The following is a 15,060-nucleotide window of genomic DNA, read 5'->3' on the forward strand; positions in this document are numbered from 1 at the left end:
CTCAGAATGACACATTACTTTCAGCAACCGTTCCTATTTGCGGGACGAAAAACAGGAATGGTTGCTTGCAGTTGGGCTTGCAACTATAAGCGCGAGAATTTTGCAAAGCTCTTTAAATGTCAATCCTAGAAAAGCGGATCAAAATCGAGTAGAAGTGTTTGTATGATTCGTGCCTTGGCTTCATTTTTACTAGCAATTTCCTACATTTTTCTGGCAGCACATTTTTTAAGGGCTGGTCAAACTATCTTTGCAGGTTTACTTGCCTGTTTACCCCTTGGTCTTTTTTTCAAAAAAAGACAAATAAGACTTGTTTTGAGCCTGGGACTCTATCTTGGCAGCCTTGAATGGGTAAAAACCTACTTATGGCTCAAGAAGTTCTACCAGTTGCACCATATGCCTTTTGATAAGGCTCAACTTATTTTGGGAGTAGTTATCTTTGTGACCCTTATGGCTGCAAATCTAAATCTTTCCATAAGCATTAAGCCCTTAAACAAGGGCTAATGCTTATGGAGCCACTTGCAAATTATAAGGGATCCGTTCCTATCTTCGGAACTAAAACAGGAACGGATCCGAAAACGTTGCAAAGTCTTTTATGAGAATCTCGACCGAACTGAATCCTAGGACGCAAAACAGGCAACACTTAAACGATGTCAAGAGGTTCTAGAGGTTCTAGAGGTTCTAGAGGTTCTAAAGGTTTGGATTGAATGGGTATCGAGAGCACTATTTTTGTCAGTCATTGCGAGCGTGCCGAAGCAATCTCATAAGATCACTTCGGCGACTGCGTCGCCTCGTACGGTGTAGCTGGGACCACGCGGGCATACAACGCCCGAGATTGTTGAGGAGGATCCGTTCCCATTTTCCGTTCCGAAAAATGGGAACGGATCCCTTAAAGCATTATCGATTAAAACATGATCCCATAATAAACAACTCGTTTTGTCATCTTGAGACACCGTTCTTAGCCGAAACTTTGGAGCAGAGGCAGTAGCGCTTTATTCCTCAGTCTGAAAGCGCTTTTTTAGAAGTCTTTCTCTTAAACCAGAACCCAATTGCCAGACCCGCCAACAGTAAAATGCCGGTGGTGGGTTCAGGAACATTGTGCACGTCAATTGCATCAACGTTGTAATCAAGCTCAGGATCAAAAAGAAGGCCCCCATATCCGTTGGCATTTACCCAGTAAATATTATCTCCCACGGGATCGTACGACCCTGGCGCCAGAGAAAAGAGAATTAGATCAGCATCGTAGGGATTATTGGGATCTCCGACTTCAAAATATCTATCAGCATGGACAATGTCAAAAACAACCAGGGCGTCTATCTGGTTTTCATCGGGATCAAACTGACTATCAAGATAAAGCGAAAGTAAGGTGTCGTCGAAATAATGCCAAACAGGATTTACAAAGTCATCGAAATAAACATCTCCTTCGTCAAAATTTCCTGTACCTTCCACTGAAAAATATGCCCCACCATAAGCATGGGTGGGGAAAGGCTCAGGATATGGGGGATAGTGTATGCCGTGCTCAAGGGCATCCAAATCGTAGTCGGCAAGGCCTAGATCATTTTCATCATCATGCACCAAGGAATAGACTTGATGCGGAGCCTGATTGGCAAAATGTCCATCCATACAAACATCCCTTGGGCCTAAATAATTATTTTGAATATCAATAGGAGTGCCACCTACCGTCCATTCGTATATGTCTGAATCTCCGTCTATGGAAAAGGTCATTTTAAAAGTTCCCCAGTAAATGTCTCTAGGAGTGACCGGCGGATGCTGTGCTGTACTAAGAGCATCTAAGTCCTGCGAAGTATTTATGGTGACAATGTCTTTTTCAAAAGTTCCATCTTCGTCTGAATAATAAACATCACCAACTACACCTCCACCATTGGTGTCAGCATCTAGGGAAAAGTATTCTTCCCCGTCCATGGGACCGGCCAAGGAAAAAGAAAACATCCCCGACATCACCAACAAACAAACAAAACTTAAAAAGGAAAATTTTTTCATTTTTGCCCCTCCCGCTTTGTTTAAAAAGCCTTTAGATGCAAAGAGCATGCCAAATATTAAGAATAACTGAAGAAAATAATTAAAAAAACTGATACCTACCTTTTTCCTTCCGTAGGCAAAAGGCTAAAGGCTAAAGGCTAAAGGAGAGTAGGTGTAAGTTGTGAACGGATCCCTAAAAACGTGACTTAGGAAAAGTCCTGAATAGCAAAGTTATCTCAAGAGCAAATAAAATAAGAAAAATTTTTCCATTTTTGAGAAAAAATTTTCTTTTTAATTAGATAAACATTCGTTTTTAATTTCGTCTTTAAGAAAAGAACCAGTCTTAGCGAAAGAGAATTAGGTAACAAGCAGAAAAGTACCAAGAGGGAGTTTCCAAAATTACCGAGCTCGGAATTGCAAGCACAAGTCCGTTACTTTTTCGTTAAAAAATAGGAATGGGTTCCTGGAATAGAAGCAAGGTTTCTAAAACTTATCTACCTGAGACCCGAAGTACTTCTTCAAAAGTAGTCAGGCCTTGGGCTACCTTGCGCAGCCCATCTTGAAAAAGCGAAAGATACCCTCGCTCTTTGGCCCAGGTTTTTAGTTCTTCTTCAGTGGCACGCTGCAAGATTAATCGCTTTAAAGCGCTATCAATGGGAAAAATTTCATAAATGGCAATGCGCCCTAAAAAACCCGTACCTGCACAGCGGGAGCATCCCACTGCCTTACGGTAACGAATCCCATTAGGCCGTGAAGGGAGTTTAGCTATCTCTTCCAGAAAAACCTGCGGGGGTTCAGCTTCTTCAGCACAGGCGTCACAAAGCACCCGTACCAGGCGCTGGGCCACAAAACCAACGGTAGAAGCCGCAATAAGATAGGGCTCAACCCCCATGTCGGTAAGACGCACGGCAGCTCCCAGGGCATCCCGGGTGTGAAGGGTAGAAAAAACAAGGTGCCCGGTAAGGGCAGCCTGAATAGCTATTTCTGCGGTTTCCAGGTCTCTTATTTCTCCCACCAGGATAATATCCGGATCATGACGCAGGATAGACCTAAGGGCCCTTGCAAAGGTGAGCCCTATGTCAGGCTTAATCTGAATTTGATTTATGCCAGGCAATTGATATTCCACCGGGTCTTCAATGGTGATAATTTTTTTGTCAGGCTGGTTTAAAATGGAAAGGGCCGCATAAAGCGTAGTGGTTTTTCCAGAACCAGTAGGTCCGGTTACCAGAATAATGCCGTTTGGCTGGGCTATGAGCTCGCGGAAAAGCTCGTAATGGTCTTTTTCAAGGCCAAGTTTTTCAAGGGAAAGCAGCCCCTTTTCACGCACTAAAAGCCTTAAAACCACCCCTTCGCCATTAACCGTGGGGATAGTGGAAACACGAATGTCAAAATCTTCGCCCCCAACCCGAAAACGAATACGCCCATCCTGAGGTAGCCGGTGCTCAGCAATGTTCAGCCCTGCCATGAGTTTTAAGCGGGAAATAACAGGGGCAGCGAGCTTGCGCGGATGCATGCCTCTTTCGTGCAGGATGCCGTCAATGCGAAAGCGTACCCTTAGCCCCTGGCGGAGGGTCTCAAAATGAATGTCAGTGGCCCGCATCTCCACTGCTTCGCGGATAGTGCGGTTAACAAGCTGGATAACCGGTGCCTCTGAGGCCAGATCCTTTAAGAGCTCAAGGTCTTCAGGCTCATCTTCCAGGGGCTCTTTTTCTATCTCAGGTGGGGCCTCGTAATATTTCTGGATTAGCTCAAAGATGTAGTCTTCATCGGCGAGAAAGACCTCAGGGGCACGACCAAGCTGGCGGGTAAGCATATCAGCTAAAAAGAGATGGTCTTCCCCTGGGATCAGCAAATAAAAATCTTCGCCAAGGTAAAAGGGGAAGCCCTTTACCGCACGCAAAAAAGCGGCCTTAAGACCTTCAACAGGCACAGGGCCTTCTGCACGTTCTTCAAAAAGGGCTTTGTCAAAACGCCGCATTAGTCCCAACTCGTGATGTCGGCATTTTCGCCTTCGCCCCCGGGCTGATTGTCAGCCCCGTATGTCCAGAGGTCATAATCACCGTGTTCCCCGGGTGAGCGATAATGATAAGGACGCCCCCAGGGGTCATTGGGAACTTTCCGTTTTTTAAGATAAGGCCCTTGCCATTTGTCCTTTTCCTCTTCGTTGGCTGGTGGTTCAACCAGGGCCTTAAGGCCTTCCTCCGTGGTGGGATAACGCCCCATATCAAGGCGGTACTGGTCAAGAGCAGACTCAAGCAGAGCAATCTGGCTTTTGGCTATTTCGCTTTTGGCCTTGCCAACCTTGCCCACTATGCGCGGGCCAACCAGGGCTGCTAAAAGGCCAAGAATAATCAGAACTACCAATAATTCCAGCAAAGTAAAAGCGCGTCTTTCTTTGGTTTTCATAAAGCCTCCTTTAAACCCCCAAACGGATATCAAAAATTGCAAGAAGTATTGAGATAATCATACCCCCAAGCAAAAGCCCGAAAAAGAGAATGGTTACCGGCTCGATTATGGTGAGAAATCTCTTAGAGGCAACTTTTACTTCTTCTTCACAAAGAAAAGCCATGTCTTCAAAGGCCTGGGCCATATCGCCTGTTTCCTCACCAAGGCTTATAAAGTTTACCACAAAATCAAAATTGCCGGGAAAATGGGAAAAAAGCCGCGGAAGGCGTGCGCCTTCTTTTAATTCCTGGGCTGCGTTCAGGAAAAAGCCCTTAAGAATGTGAAAACTGGGAATGCGCGCGGCAAGTGAAAGGGCCTGAGGGATAGAGACCCCGCCTTTTACCATCACGGCAAGGCCACGGAAAGTGCGCGCCATGTCCGCCAAAAAGAAAAGAGGCCCAAAAAAAGGGAGCCGCAAAAGGATTTTTTCGGTCTTTTTACGGCCTTCAGGTTTTCTTACATACCACCTCAGGAAGAAAAACAGCGCCAACAGGGCAACCAAAAAAAGCCAGCCCCAATCATGCCAAAATGAGCCCACTTTTAAGAGTATTCGTGTTATCAAAGGGGGTTCTACCCCTATTTCGTCAAAAATAACACCAAAACGCGGAAGGATATAAACAAGCACTGTTTGCACGGCGATAAGGCCAAAAATCACCAGAAAAGCCGGATAAAGAAGGGCCGACTGAAGCTCCCGGCGAAAGTTGCGTTCTTCTCTTAAATACCGACAGAGATCAGCTAGCACCTCTGGCAGGGCACCGCTTATCTCCCCGGCTTTTACAAGGCTCACGTAAAATTCCGGAAACACTCCACTTTCAGCAAGCGCTGTGGAAAGGCTTTCCCCTTGCTCAAGCTTGCGTTTTAAGTCTTCGGTTATTTCAGCAAGAAAGACTTTGCCTGTTGCTTTAAAGACGCGGGTCAGAATGCCAAGGGCCCTATCCACCGAAACTCCCGAAGCCAGCAGGCGTTCCAGTTGTTCGGTAAAAAGAAGCAGGTCTTCTTGTTTTTTAGAGGCAAAAATCCTTAGGCGAAGGCTTCGTCTGGTGGGTTTTACTTCCAGGGGAATAAGGCCCTGGGCGCGCAGGGCTTCAAGGGCCTCGGCAAGCTCTGGCGCTTCGATCTCGCCACGCTTTAAAAGGCCGTCTCCTGTAGTGGCAACATATTTATAACGCATTTTGATGTTTAATCTTAAGGGTTATTGAAAAAACTTCTTTCCCTGTGCGGGTATTTTTCGTGACCGTAGTCATGAACTTGGCCTCGGCAAATAAGGGCTCAGTGTTGAGTATTTTTAACACTTCAAGGGCGTTGTCCCCCTCTGCCCACAGGCGGATTTCGTCTGGTGCGCGAAACTCAAGACGCCTAACCCAGGTATGTTCTGGAATAAGCTCAGCAAGCTTATTTAACACAGAAACAAGGTCTATTTTTTCTTTTTCCCAGGTGGTAATGACTTCTTTAATCTTCTGATAGGATTCTTTTTTCTTTTGAAAGGCCTCTATTTCGGCCAGTGATTTTTTAAGGTCTTTTAATTCCACATTAAGAGAGGCAAGCTCTCTTTGAAGTTCATTTGTTTTATACTCAAAGGTCTTTCCAGAGACAAAAATCATAAAAGGCAGGAGCCAGATAATTAAAAGTGCGATAGAAGGCTTGGGGCGCGGTTTAAGGGGAAAGGCATCAAAAGTGACCAGATACTTCCTGGGAAGGCCTGTAAGATGACGTGCCCCTTGAGCAAGTACTTCTTCTGGAGTGCCCTTGGCTTCAAAAACCTCGCCTTCCCATTCTTCTAAAAAGGCCTCTGCTGCCTTTGGCGATGAAGGAAGAAGGTCCACCAGACGACCATCTGCGACTATGGCGCCTTCGTAAGTGTCAGGAGTTTTTACAAAGTAGGCCCCGTCTGGTAAGCGCCTTTGCTGGTGATAAAAAAAAGAAAGAAGAGCTATGCCCGCGGGCACAACCCCACAGGGGATTAGGCCTTCAGGAAGTCTCTCAAAGGCTTTTTCAAAAAATTCTTTTTCCTGAAAGATTATCCGGAGCTCTTTGGCATTACGAAAGAAATAGGCACTGGTAAGGTCTTTTGGTTTTTCTTCGTAAAGCAGACTAAAAATCCGCTGCGCCTCAAGGGCCACCGCGGATCTTAAGGCATCAGGAGAAAGGTTCTCCGGGACTTTGAAGGTATGAAACATAAGCAGCTTATGGGAAAAAGCCAAAAAAGCCCGGGCAGGGCGCCTTTTTGGGGAGCGTTCGTCCTCGGCCAGGTAAAACGCCTCACCGTCAAAATAAGCGCCTACCGTAGCTGGCCTTAGCCACTCCTGAAAAAGCGCCAGTTGCCGAGAAAGCCCTTTCATTAGAGAGCCTCCTGGGAATAAAGGGCTTCGATTTCCAGGTTAAGATTTATGATATAGGCCCTTCTAAAAAATCTGCTTGAAATCGTCATACGACTGATGCGCAAAGCCTTTTCGGTTTTGTTTAGTTTTTCAAGTAAAGAGAGAAGGCCCTTTACATCTCCCTCAAGTACTAAAAGAAGCTTAATCTTTTCCACCTGAGGGGTTAGTTTCTTGCGTTTAATAATTCTGAAACTGCGCAGGTTGAGCTGGGGAATATCTTTGATGTCCTTTTCAAGCTCTGAAATGATTATGTAAGGGTCAAGCCCTACAAAGACTTTTTCTCCGAGGTTTTTGGTCTGGGCAAGTTCTTTTTCAAGTTTGGGTTTATCTTTGGTAAGGCGCTCCTGATAACGGGAAATAAGGGCCTTTTTTTCTTCATAAAGGGTCTTTTTCGTTTGATAATCCTGCCAGGCAGGCCAAAGAACCGTTAACGCAAAATATAAGCTGAGCACCAGAGGAAGCCCGTATATAAAAAGGCGGGAAAAGTTGATACGGGGTGAAAAATTAAAAAAGCGAGCGCGCAAATTCATGGGGCTTATTTTACAGGAGGTTTTTTAGGCGCAAAGTGTTTTTTAGGAAAATTACGCTTCAAAAAAGGAAGTTTCTTTGGCTCACGATTTTGGGGAAGAGGCGGTTTGTGGACCTTGGGCGGTTGTGCCACCTGTGGCTTTACTTCTTTTTGGCGCTCAGGAGAATCTTTTAAAGTGAGCACCAGCCCTTCACACCGACCCCCAAGGATTACTTCCTCAGGGCGGACCTTCACCACCTGGCACTCCCCAAGGGCCTCACCTTCAGCAACAACAAAGCGCCTCTGGTTGTCTTCAAGCCCCAGTTGGCGTTTGCCTGCAGGAAGGACCTCTATCACCGCAAAGCGTTTATTATCTTTGATAAGAGTGCCGCGTAGGATAATAAATCTTTTTAACACGTCTTTTTTGATGTCTTTTTTTTGTTCCGTAAAATATGGTTCGTAGCGTCTTTCTGGTGAAAACAAGTTTTTTTCCACCATAGGTTGATATTCTTCGGCCATGGTCAGGGTCGAAGTAAAGAAAAAAGCTGTTAAAATCCAGAGAACATGAAAAAGCCCCCACAGGGATTTAGTCTTATTGAAATTCTGGTAGCACTGGTAATCGCAGGTATAAGCCTTAGTTGGTTTCTTTATGTGCTTTCTCATTCGTATTACACCTCAGCAAGGCTTTTTGAACGCTTAAAACTTTTTGACGCCGTGTCACCTTTTAGGGCTTATCTTTTAACAGAGCTAAAAGAAGGCGCCATCAACCTGGACGAACTTGAAAACTTCTCTGACGACCCTCTTACCTTTTCTTCATATACCACCTTACCTGAGGGAAAAGTAGCCCTGCAAATAAATCGTAAAGAAAAGAATATTTTCTTTGAAAATTCAGGCAAGCAGGCCAGCTTGCAGGAATATAATTTAATTCTTCAAAATAAAGACCTTGCCGTCCACCTTCTTTGGCAGTTTTATTCATGGCAAGACGGGCAGCCATGAAAAAAGGTTTTACCCTGCTTGAGCTTTTGGTGGTGATTCTTTTAATTGGGCTTCTTGCCACGCTTGTTCTGCCCCGCATAGTGGCTTTTTTGCCCAAAGGGAATGTCTTTTTAGTGGAAGCAGCCAATTTTATCGAAGGGGCACGGGCGCGAGCTCTTATGCGCCATGAGGCAGTAATGGTAGTTTTTGACGCCAAAAAGCGCACCCTAACCCTTAAAGGCCTTGCTAACGGCGAAATGAAAGACCTTGGCAAAGGTATGTCCATCCCAGAAGAAATAGAAATAAAGGCCGAGGGGCTTGTTGAACTCCCGGATGGGTGCTGGGGCATACTTTTTCTGGCAAACGGCGCCTCAACAGGGGGCTCGGTGGAGATTATCGATCGCGTGGCTGAAAGAAGGCTTACCTGTCGGCTGGCACGGAGCCAGTTTTTGGTGGAGGTGATCCCTGAATAACAGGGGCTACGTGCTTGCCATAACACTGGTGCTGGTGCTCGCTATTTCTTTTATGGTGGGGATGCTTTTTTGGCAACAAAAGGGCGCCCAAAGCCTTATTTATACCGCGTTGAATAGCGCTAACGAAGACTTTAAAAGGGCATCACTTATGCATATTCTCTGGCAAAAGGGCCTGGAAGACATGAAACAAACAGGATTTTTCCCGCACGAAATAGTACTTAAAATCGAAGGCTCCCCCGCTATCACCGCAAAGCTTGTGGTTTCAAGGGAAAGTTCGCGGCTCAACGTAAACAAGGCAAGCGAAGAAGAGCTCCTAAATCTTTTCCTGGAACACGGCATTTCCCGTGAGGAAGCTCACATCATGGTTGACAGCCTGCTTGACTGGCGTGATAAAGACAACCTCCACCGCTTAAACGGCGCCGAAAAGGATTATTATCTTCCCTATGGCTACTCCCCGGCAAACGGCCCTTTTAAGGACCTTTCTGAAATTGCCCTTGTACGCGGTTTTAACCCGTATCGGTTCTGGTTTACCCCGGGTATTTACCAGTGGATTACCATCTATACTGAAACAACGAAAAATGCTATTGAAGATGAAGACATAACTTTACGGGATGATAACGTCTATCGCCTTGAACTTTACCGGAAAGAAGGCGATAAATCTTTCAAATATCTAGAGATCTTTCGGTATAAAAATGGCAAAAGAAATTCTCTTTTTAATTTTACTTTTTGAGACCTTTGTAAGACTGCCAAGATCGGCTTGGGATCCGTTCCTATTTTTCGGAACGAAAAATGGGAACGGATCCCTTGTATTTTGCAAAGGTCTTTTTTAAAAGGGGGGAAATCATGCGCAGGGGCTATGTTTTTCTTATTCTTTTGATATTGCTCGCAGGTTGTCAAACAAAAAAGCCACGTGTTGCAACAGAAACCCTTCTTTCCCCTACCTTATCAGCTAAACCAAGCCTGCCCAGCGAAAAACCCAGGCCCTTAAAAGAAAAAGAGCCCCCCACAGCCAAGCCAACCCCTGAAGTGAAAAGCTTCGTAATCCTTGAGGCCCCTGAAAAAGAACCCCAAAAGATTACCAGGGTATATCGCCCGGAAATAAAAAAAGACGGCCAGATAGAGCTTTCTCTTGACATGGAAGGGGCAGATTTACTCGATTTTCTTGATCTTTTATTGAAAGAGACCCTTAAAGTGAACTACGTAGTTGATAACGCCGCGCGCGCCAAGGTGACCCTTCACATCCACGGGAGTTTCACCAGGGATCAAATCTTCAATATGCTTGGCCAGGTGCTTGCGCTTAACAACTTAAGCCTTGTGAAAGACGGAGACTTATACCGGATTTTACCCGCAAGTAAGCTCGCAGGGGTTTCAGGCGACATTTCCTTTGCCTTTCTCAGGCCCAGATATCTCAGGGTTCTCGAAATAAAAGGGCTTTTGCAGCCCCTTGTTTCCCAGGGGGCCAAAATCCTCATTGATAAAGCCACTAACACGCTCCTTGTTTTTGACAACCCGGAAAACGTTTTAAAGGTAAGCCGGGTGGTAAGCCTTCTTGACGAAGACGTGCTGGCGGATATGACCCTTGCCCTTTACAAGCCCAAAGTCCTTGATGCCGATACGCTTGCTGGCTATCTCAAATCCATTTTTCAGGCCACGCCCTGGAAGGAAAGAAGGCTTACTTCCTTTGTGGATTTTATTCCCATGAAAGAAATAAACGCCCTTCTTATTGTGGCGCGGGATGAGGGGCTCATCAAGCGAATTAAACGCTGGATTGACGAGCTTGATAAGGGTGAGCTTGCGGAAAAAGAAGTATTCATCTATCAGGTGGAAAACGGCGATGCCGAAGAGATTGCAGACATTTTGCAACAGGCCTTCTCCGGCACCACTAAAAAGTCCAATCGCAAGACTATTGTCCCTGCCCAAAAAACCAAACCAAATTCTTCAGAGGTTAGCGGAGAGGTCCGCATCATACCGGACAAAACCAACAACTTATTAGTTATCAAGGCCACGAGGCAGGACTATCTCACCATCAAGCGCCTGCTCGAACAGATAGACGTGCTCCCACGCCAGGTTGTTATCGAGATGCTCATCATGGAAATAACCCTTAACAAAGAGCTTGAGCATGGTGTGGAGTGGTTTCTGAAAAACCGCACCAAATATCAAGGGGACTTATATAACTTAGGAGCTGGTTTCGCTAAACAAGAAGGGAGAACACCAGCATTTTTTGAAAATGCTCAGCAGCTTAAAGGATTGACTTTAAGTTTATACCGCGTAGGAGATTTTGGTTCTCTTTTTAACTTATTAGAATCAATTTCCCAGATAAACATACTTTCATCTCCGGTAATTCTTGCCACAGACAACAAAGAAGCCCGCATACAAATTGGCCAGGAAGTCCCCATCATAACCCAGCAGGTTACCAACACCTCAGCTACTGAACCGAATATTACCTCTACCGTGCAATACCGAGATACCGGGATCATTCTCGACGTAAAGCCCCATATCAATTCAAGCGGCCTGGTAAAGCTAGACATTGTCCAGGAAATAAGCTCTGCTCAGAAAAATTACCTGGGGCTTGAAAACACCCCTCTTATCACCAAACGCAAGATAGAAACTTCTCTGGTAGTGAAAAACAACCAGACCATTGTGCTTGGCGGCTTGATTGACAATCGCCAGGAGTTTGCCGAAACAGGAGTCCCCCTTTTAAAAGACCTACCGTTTATCGGGCATGCTTTTAAATGGCAAAAACGCACCAGGGACCGCACGGAGCTTTTAGTGGCTATAACCCCACGGGTGGTGCGTAATTATCAGGAAGCTGAAGCGGTAATGCATGCATTTAAAGAAAAAATCAGGGCCCTTCGTGAGCGTCTTGAAAAACAAGAACTTGAGTAATTGCAAGCACAACCGCATTGAACGGGCCTTAAGAAAAGGCGTTTTGCAAAGGTCTCATAAGGGATTCACCCTACTTGAGCTGCTGGTAACCCTTCTTTTGGGTACCTTGCTGCTTCTTTTGATTTATCAGGTATTTGGCAAGGTGGCCAAAGATTTTTTGGTTTTTCAGCAAGGAAAAGACTTTGCTCTTTTTATCAAGGTAAGCGAGGGTCTACGGCGGCAGCTTGAGCACCTGGACGAAAGCCGGGTAAACATAGGCGGGCTTTCGGGAAAGCTCTTTTCCTTTCGAGGCAACACCCTGGCTTTTCTTACGAACTTTGGCCCCGGGGGCAAAATTATTGCCATCTATCACAATGCCAAAGAAGGCCTTATTTACGCAGAGCTTATTTATACGGGCAAACGTTTGTCACCCAATCTTTTAGCAGAGGCCAAAGACTTACCAAACCCGCCTATATTTTATTTGCCCGGGATGAAGATCTCTATTCTCCAGAAAACCGAGGAGGGTTTAAAAGAGCTCTCTTCCTGGCAGGGAATCCCTTCTAGGGAAGACAACTTGATTTTGAAGATTACCTCGGGAAGCCACGAACGCCTTATTCCTATTATCCCCAGACCCTGACACGTCGTTCTGCTGTAATAGTGTTCTGTAATCTGTGATCAGTGATATGTAGCTCTAAGTCTTAGAGGTTCTAGAGGTTGTAGAAGTTCTAGAAGTTATTAATGGGAGCACATTTTATCCGACAAAGAGTTATCGCGAGGCGACCTGTACGCTCGCGCGATCTTATGGGATTACTTCGCTTCGCTCGCGGTGACAATGTTCAAAATTTCATCTGTTTTGAGCTCCAAGCAATATCAATAACTAGTTAATCCTACCCCAAAACCAGGATTTAAGCCCGACGGAGTATTTTCCGAAAAGCCTTTTAGGTCAAAAAACTAAAAGGAGGCCCTTATGCCCGGATTAAGTATCTGGCGGAATCTTTCCTTAAAATGGAAAATTTTACTTCCATTTCTTGCAGGGGTATTGCTTTTTTGTGCAGTGACATTGTGGCATTTTTCACGCACCACGAGTTCTTTGATATACCAATCAGCTAAAACTCAGGTTAACGACGGTTTTGACACGCTGGAAAAACTTATAGACCAGGCTGAAACAAGCGAGATGATTTTGGTTAGCATGGTGGCCAACATGCCAGAGGTCCAGGCTGCCATGGATGCCAGAAACCGTGAAGTATTACTTGAGGCCGTCTTGCCAGTGGTTGAAAAAGCTAAGAAAGAAAGCAGGCTTCCTTTTTTCTTGCATTTTCATACCCCTGATGGCCATTCTTTTTTGCGCACCTGGAAGCCCGACAAATATGGTGATGATCTCAAAAGCTTCAGGTTTATGGTGGTTGACATTATCAAGAACCATAAGCCCCGAAGAGGGATTGAAGCCGGGCGCGGAGGGCTTGCCGTACGTGCTATTGCTCCCATTTTCTTTGAAGGCGAATACGTAGGAAGCGTAGAAGCTGCCATTCCCCTTAAAGAAATAATGAAAATTGCCAAAAGTGAAGATGAATTTTATGGGGTTCTTGTAACCCAAGAAGCGGCTTCCTTGATGACCAAGCTCAAAAATCCCAAACATATTGGCAGTATGGTTCTCATCTCCGGGGCCGATGCCCTTGATCTAAAAGGTCTCAGCAAACTTCTTGCCTCACCTGATAAAAAAGTCGTACTTGATGATATTTACGGTATCGGTTTAAGGCCTTTTAAAGATTTTCGTGGCAAAGAAATAGGCGCCTTTGTGATGCAACACGACATCAGTCACTACATCAATGACATTCGTAACAGGCTGGTACACACTGCGATTTTGATTTTTGGCGCCTTTGTGTTGACGGTTATAGTGGCGCTGGGCATAGGATGGGAGATACACCGCTATCTCGAACAGGCAGTAAGTCGCATGCAAGACATAGCTCAGGGCGAAGGTGATCTAACCAAAACTCTTCATGTTTCAGGGCGGGATGAAATAGGCCGTTTGGGTGAGGCTTTTAATCTTTTCCTTGAAAAACTTCGCCGCATGGTACGCCGAATTAAAGGAGAAACCAATTCAATAGCTAAAGCTTCCGTCCATCTTGATGAGGCCTCAGCGAACTTAGATAAAGGAGTTGAACTTCTTCAAAAGCACACTAATTCGATATCACACGTAAGTGAAACCCTGCGCTTACGGGCAGAAGAAGTGCAACAGATGATTAAAGAGCTTGAAAACGCAGTGGCAGAGATTTCTCACCAAACGGCTAACGCTGCGAACATGACCGAAGAGGCTCACCAAAAAGTAACAGGCGTGGTTAATACTATTCAATCGTTAGGGGCAAGCTCTAAGGAAATAGGCGAAGTGCTAAATTTCATAAATTCTATTGCTGACCAGACCAACCTTTTGGCCTTAAATGCCACTATTGAAGCGGCGCGAGCTGGAGAAGCAGGCAAAGGCTTTGCCGTGGTGGCAGGCGAAGTTAAAGCCCTTGCAAACCAGACAAGTGAAGCCACCGAAGATATCGCCCGCAAGATAAAAGCCATCCAGGAGTCTTCAGATGAAGTAATTTCAGCGGTAAATGAAGTTGTGGACGTAATTTCTCAGATTAGCGAAATTTCAAACAATATCGCTGCCGCGGTTGAAGAGCAGACTGCCACGGTGTCAGGCATTTCTGAGAATATGGACAACGTGTCCGGTGAGGCTGAAAATCTTTCTTCTATTGTGCCTGAGATGGAGAAGGCTTCCACACTTACGCAAGAAAGCATGATTAAAGTCAAGCAAGAAAGCGAAAAGTTGGCCAAGCTCTCTCAAAAGCTTAAAGAGATTATGGATCAATTTAAAGTTTAAGTTAAGAAGAGACTTTTAAAAAATTGCCAGGCTCAGTGTTGCAAGCACAGCCTCAACGGAGCCGTTCCTGTTTTTTCCGCAAAAAGGGAACGGCTCTATGTATTTTGCAAAAGTTTCTCATATTACTGGATGCTCTAAACAATCGACATCGTTCAAGAGATCGCTTCGTCGGCCCTAACGGGCCTCCTCGCGATGACGCCTTCGCGGCCATCGCGAGCAAAGCGAATCAATCTCATATACAAGTCGCCTCGCGAGATACTGTGGATTTTGTCAAGCCATTTGTAACTGCAACTCCTCCATCGCTTTCTTATACTTGGCAAACGCAAATAACAGGAGCTTACGCGCACAGGCCGTCACCGCTACCTTTTTCGGCTTACCTTTCTTCACCAATCTGTCGTAAAATTCCCTCAATACCCCTTTACCGCTCGCTATCGCACTAAGGGCTCCCATGTAAAGTAGTCCCCTTAGCCTCTTGTCCCCCTTCTTGCTTATCTGCGCCGCCTTCTTCGTATTCCCTGATTCTTTGGTCTCAGGATCTAATCCCACTAGCGCCACCGCTTCTCCTCGATT

15 protein-coding genes are annotated in these 15,060 nt (G+C 45.5%); 7 read left to right on the plus strand and 8 right to left on the minus strand.

Annotated elements, in window-relative coordinates:
• Positions 1 to 162 precede the first annotated feature (162 nt).
• Entirely contained in the window at positions 163 to 501 is a 339-nt protein-coding gene (locus H528_RS0107530) for a hypothetical protein (RefSeq protein ID WP_022853718.1), read from the plus strand.
• A 495-nt stretch (positions 502 to 996) separates the two neighbouring features.
• On the opposite strand, the gene H528_RS0107535 is transcribed toward H528_RS0107530, so the two are convergent.
• The 7 genes from H528_RS0107535 to H528_RS0107570 all read right to left on the minus strand — a co-directional run bounded on the left by H528_RS0107535 (position 997) and on the right by H528_RS0107570 (position 7,827).
• Entirely contained in the window at positions 997 to 1,998 is a 1,002-nt protein-coding gene (locus H528_RS0107535; RefSeq protein WP_169352782.1) for a PEP-CTERM sorting domain-containing protein, read from the minus strand.
• A 469-nt stretch (positions 1,999 to 2,467) separates the two neighbouring features.
• Positions 2,468 to 3,955 carry a GspE/PulE family protein gene (locus H528_RS0107545; RefSeq protein ID WP_022853721.1) on the minus strand — a complete coding sequence of 496 codons (1,488 nt, stop codon included), beginning with the start codon at positions 3,953 to 3,955 and terminating at the stop codon, positions 2,468 to 2,470.
• Positions 3,955 to 4,383 carry a type II secretion system major pseudopilin GspG gene (gspG, locus tag H528_RS0107550; RefSeq protein ID WP_022853722.1) on the minus strand — a complete coding sequence of 143 codons (429 nt, stop codon included), beginning with the start codon at positions 4,381 to 4,383 and terminating at the stop codon, positions 3,955 to 3,957. The genes H528_RS0107545 and gspG overlap by 1 nt, the downstream gene beginning before the upstream one ends.
• 10 nt (positions 4,384 to 4,393) lie before the next feature.
• Complete coding sequence (locus H528_RS0107555) at positions 4,394 to 5,593, minus strand: type II secretion system F family protein (protein WP_022853723.1); 1,200 nt, start codon at positions 5,591 to 5,593, stop codon at positions 4,394 to 4,396.
• On the minus strand, positions 5,583 to 6,761 hold the full coding sequence (locus H528_RS0107560) for a PilN domain-containing protein (RefSeq protein WP_022853724.1): 1,179 nt from the start codon (positions 6,759 to 6,761) through the stop codon (positions 5,583 to 5,585). The genes H528_RS0107555 and H528_RS0107560 overlap by 11 nt, the downstream gene beginning before the upstream one ends.
• Entirely contained in the window at positions 6,761 to 7,330 is a 570-nt protein-coding gene (locus H528_RS0107565; protein ID WP_022853725.1) for a hypothetical protein, read from the minus strand. Before H528_RS0107565 ends, H528_RS0107560 begins: the two co-directional genes overlap by 1 nt.
• A 5-nt stretch (positions 7,331 to 7,335) precedes the next feature.
• A complete protein-coding gene (locus tag H528_RS0107570) occupies positions 7,336 to 7,827 on the minus strand; it encodes a hypothetical protein (protein WP_022853726.1) in 492 nt (163 codons plus the stop codon).
• A gap of 45 nt (positions 7,828 to 7,872) precedes the next feature.
• On the opposite strand from H528_RS0107570, the gene H528_RS0107575 reads away from it, so the two are divergent.
• The 6 genes from H528_RS0107575 to H528_RS0107600 all read left to right on the plus strand — a co-directional run bounded on the left by H528_RS0107575 (position 7,873) and on the right by H528_RS0107600 (position 14,490).
• On the plus strand, positions 7,873 to 8,304 hold the full coding sequence (locus H528_RS0107575; protein ID WP_022853727.1) for a prepilin-type N-terminal cleavage/methylation domain-containing protein: 432 nt from the start codon (positions 7,873 to 7,875) through the stop codon (positions 8,302 to 8,304).
• Entirely contained in the window at positions 8,283 to 8,756 is a 474-nt protein-coding gene (locus tag H528_RS14080) for a prepilin-type N-terminal cleavage/methylation domain-containing protein (RefSeq protein WP_084677680.1), read from the plus strand. Before H528_RS0107575 ends, H528_RS14080 begins: the two co-directional genes overlap by 22 nt.
• A gap of 10 nt (positions 8,757 to 8,766) precedes the next feature.
• Complete coding sequence (locus H528_RS14085) at positions 8,767 to 9,486, plus strand: type II secretion system protein GspK (protein ID WP_022853729.1); 720 nt, start codon at positions 8,767 to 8,769, stop codon at positions 9,484 to 9,486.
• A gap of 113 nt (positions 9,487 to 9,599) precedes the next feature.
• Positions 9,600 to 11,642 (plus strand): type II secretion system secretin GspD, encoded by a 2,043-nt coding sequence (gspD, locus tag H528_RS0107590; protein WP_169352783.1) that lies wholly within the window; start codon positions 9,600 to 9,602, stop codon positions 11,640 to 11,642.
• On the plus strand, positions 11,635 to 12,258 hold the full coding sequence (locus H528_RS0107595) for a prepilin-type N-terminal cleavage/methylation domain-containing protein (protein WP_028845852.1): 624 nt from the start codon (positions 11,635 to 11,637) through the stop codon (positions 12,256 to 12,258). Before gspD ends, H528_RS0107595 begins: the two co-directional genes overlap by 8 nt.
• Positions 12,259 to 12,588: 330 nt before the next feature.
• Complete coding sequence (locus H528_RS0107600) at positions 12,589 to 14,490, plus strand: methyl-accepting chemotaxis protein (protein WP_022853732.1); 1,902 nt, start codon at positions 12,589 to 12,591, stop codon at positions 14,488 to 14,490.
• A gap of 270 nt (positions 14,491 to 14,760) precedes the next feature.
• Here H528_RS0107600 and H528_RS13140 read toward each other — a convergent pair.
• Positions 14,761 to 15,060 (minus strand): transposase (locus H528_RS13140; protein ID WP_157608196.1); only part of this gene is annotated, 300 nt, incomplete at its 5' end.

The organism is Thermodesulfatator atlanticus DSM 21156 (assembly GCF_000421585.1).
Taxonomy (GTDB): domain Bacteria; phylum Desulfobacterota; class Thermodesulfobacteria; order Thermodesulfobacteriales; family Thermodesulfatatoraceae; genus Thermodesulfatator; species Thermodesulfatator atlanticus.

Coding starts and splice junctions, on each gene's coding strand:
- H528_RS0107530 (WP_022853718.1), top strand. CDS start 163: ATGATTCGTGCCTTGGCTTCATTTTTACTAGCAATTTCCTACATTTTT.
- H528_RS0107535 (WP_169352782.1), bottom strand. CDS start 1,998: ATGAAAAAATTTTCCTTTTTAAGTTTTGTTTGTTTGTTGGTGATGTCG.
- H528_RS0107545 (WP_022853721.1), bottom strand. CDS start 3,955: ATGCGGCGTTTTGACAAAGCCCTTTTTGAAGAACGTGCAGAAGGCCCT.
- gspG (WP_022853722.1), bottom strand. CDS start 4,383: ATGAAAACCAAAGAAAGACGCGCTTTTACTTTGCTGGAATTATTGGTA.
- H528_RS0107555 (WP_022853723.1), bottom strand. CDS start 5,593: ATGCGTTATAAATATGTTGCCACTACAGGAGACGGCCTTTTAAAGCGT.
- H528_RS0107560 (WP_022853724.1), bottom strand. CDS start 6,761: ATGAAAGGGCTTTCTCGGCAACTGGCGCTTTTTCAGGAGTGGCTAAGG.
- H528_RS0107565 (WP_022853725.1), bottom strand. CDS start 7,330: ATGAATTTGCGCGCTCGCTTTTTTAATTTTTCACCCCGTATCAACTTT.
- H528_RS0107570 (WP_022853726.1), bottom strand. CDS start 7,827: ATGGCCGAAGAATATCAACCTATGGTGGAAAAAAACTTGTTTTCACCA.
- H528_RS0107575 (WP_022853727.1), top strand. CDS start 7,873: ATGAAAAAGCCCCCACAGGGATTTAGTCTTATTGAAATTCTGGTAGCA.
- H528_RS14080 (WP_084677680.1), top strand. CDS start 8,283: ATGGCAAGACGGGCAGCCATGAAAAAAGGTTTTACCCTGCTTGAGCTT.
- gspD (WP_169352783.1), top strand. CDS start 9,600: ATGCGCAGGGGCTATGTTTTTCTTATTCTTTTGATATTGCTCGCAGGT.
- H528_RS0107600 (WP_022853732.1), top strand. CDS start 12,589: ATGCCCGGATTAAGTATCTGGCGGAATCTTTCCTTAAAATGGAAAATT.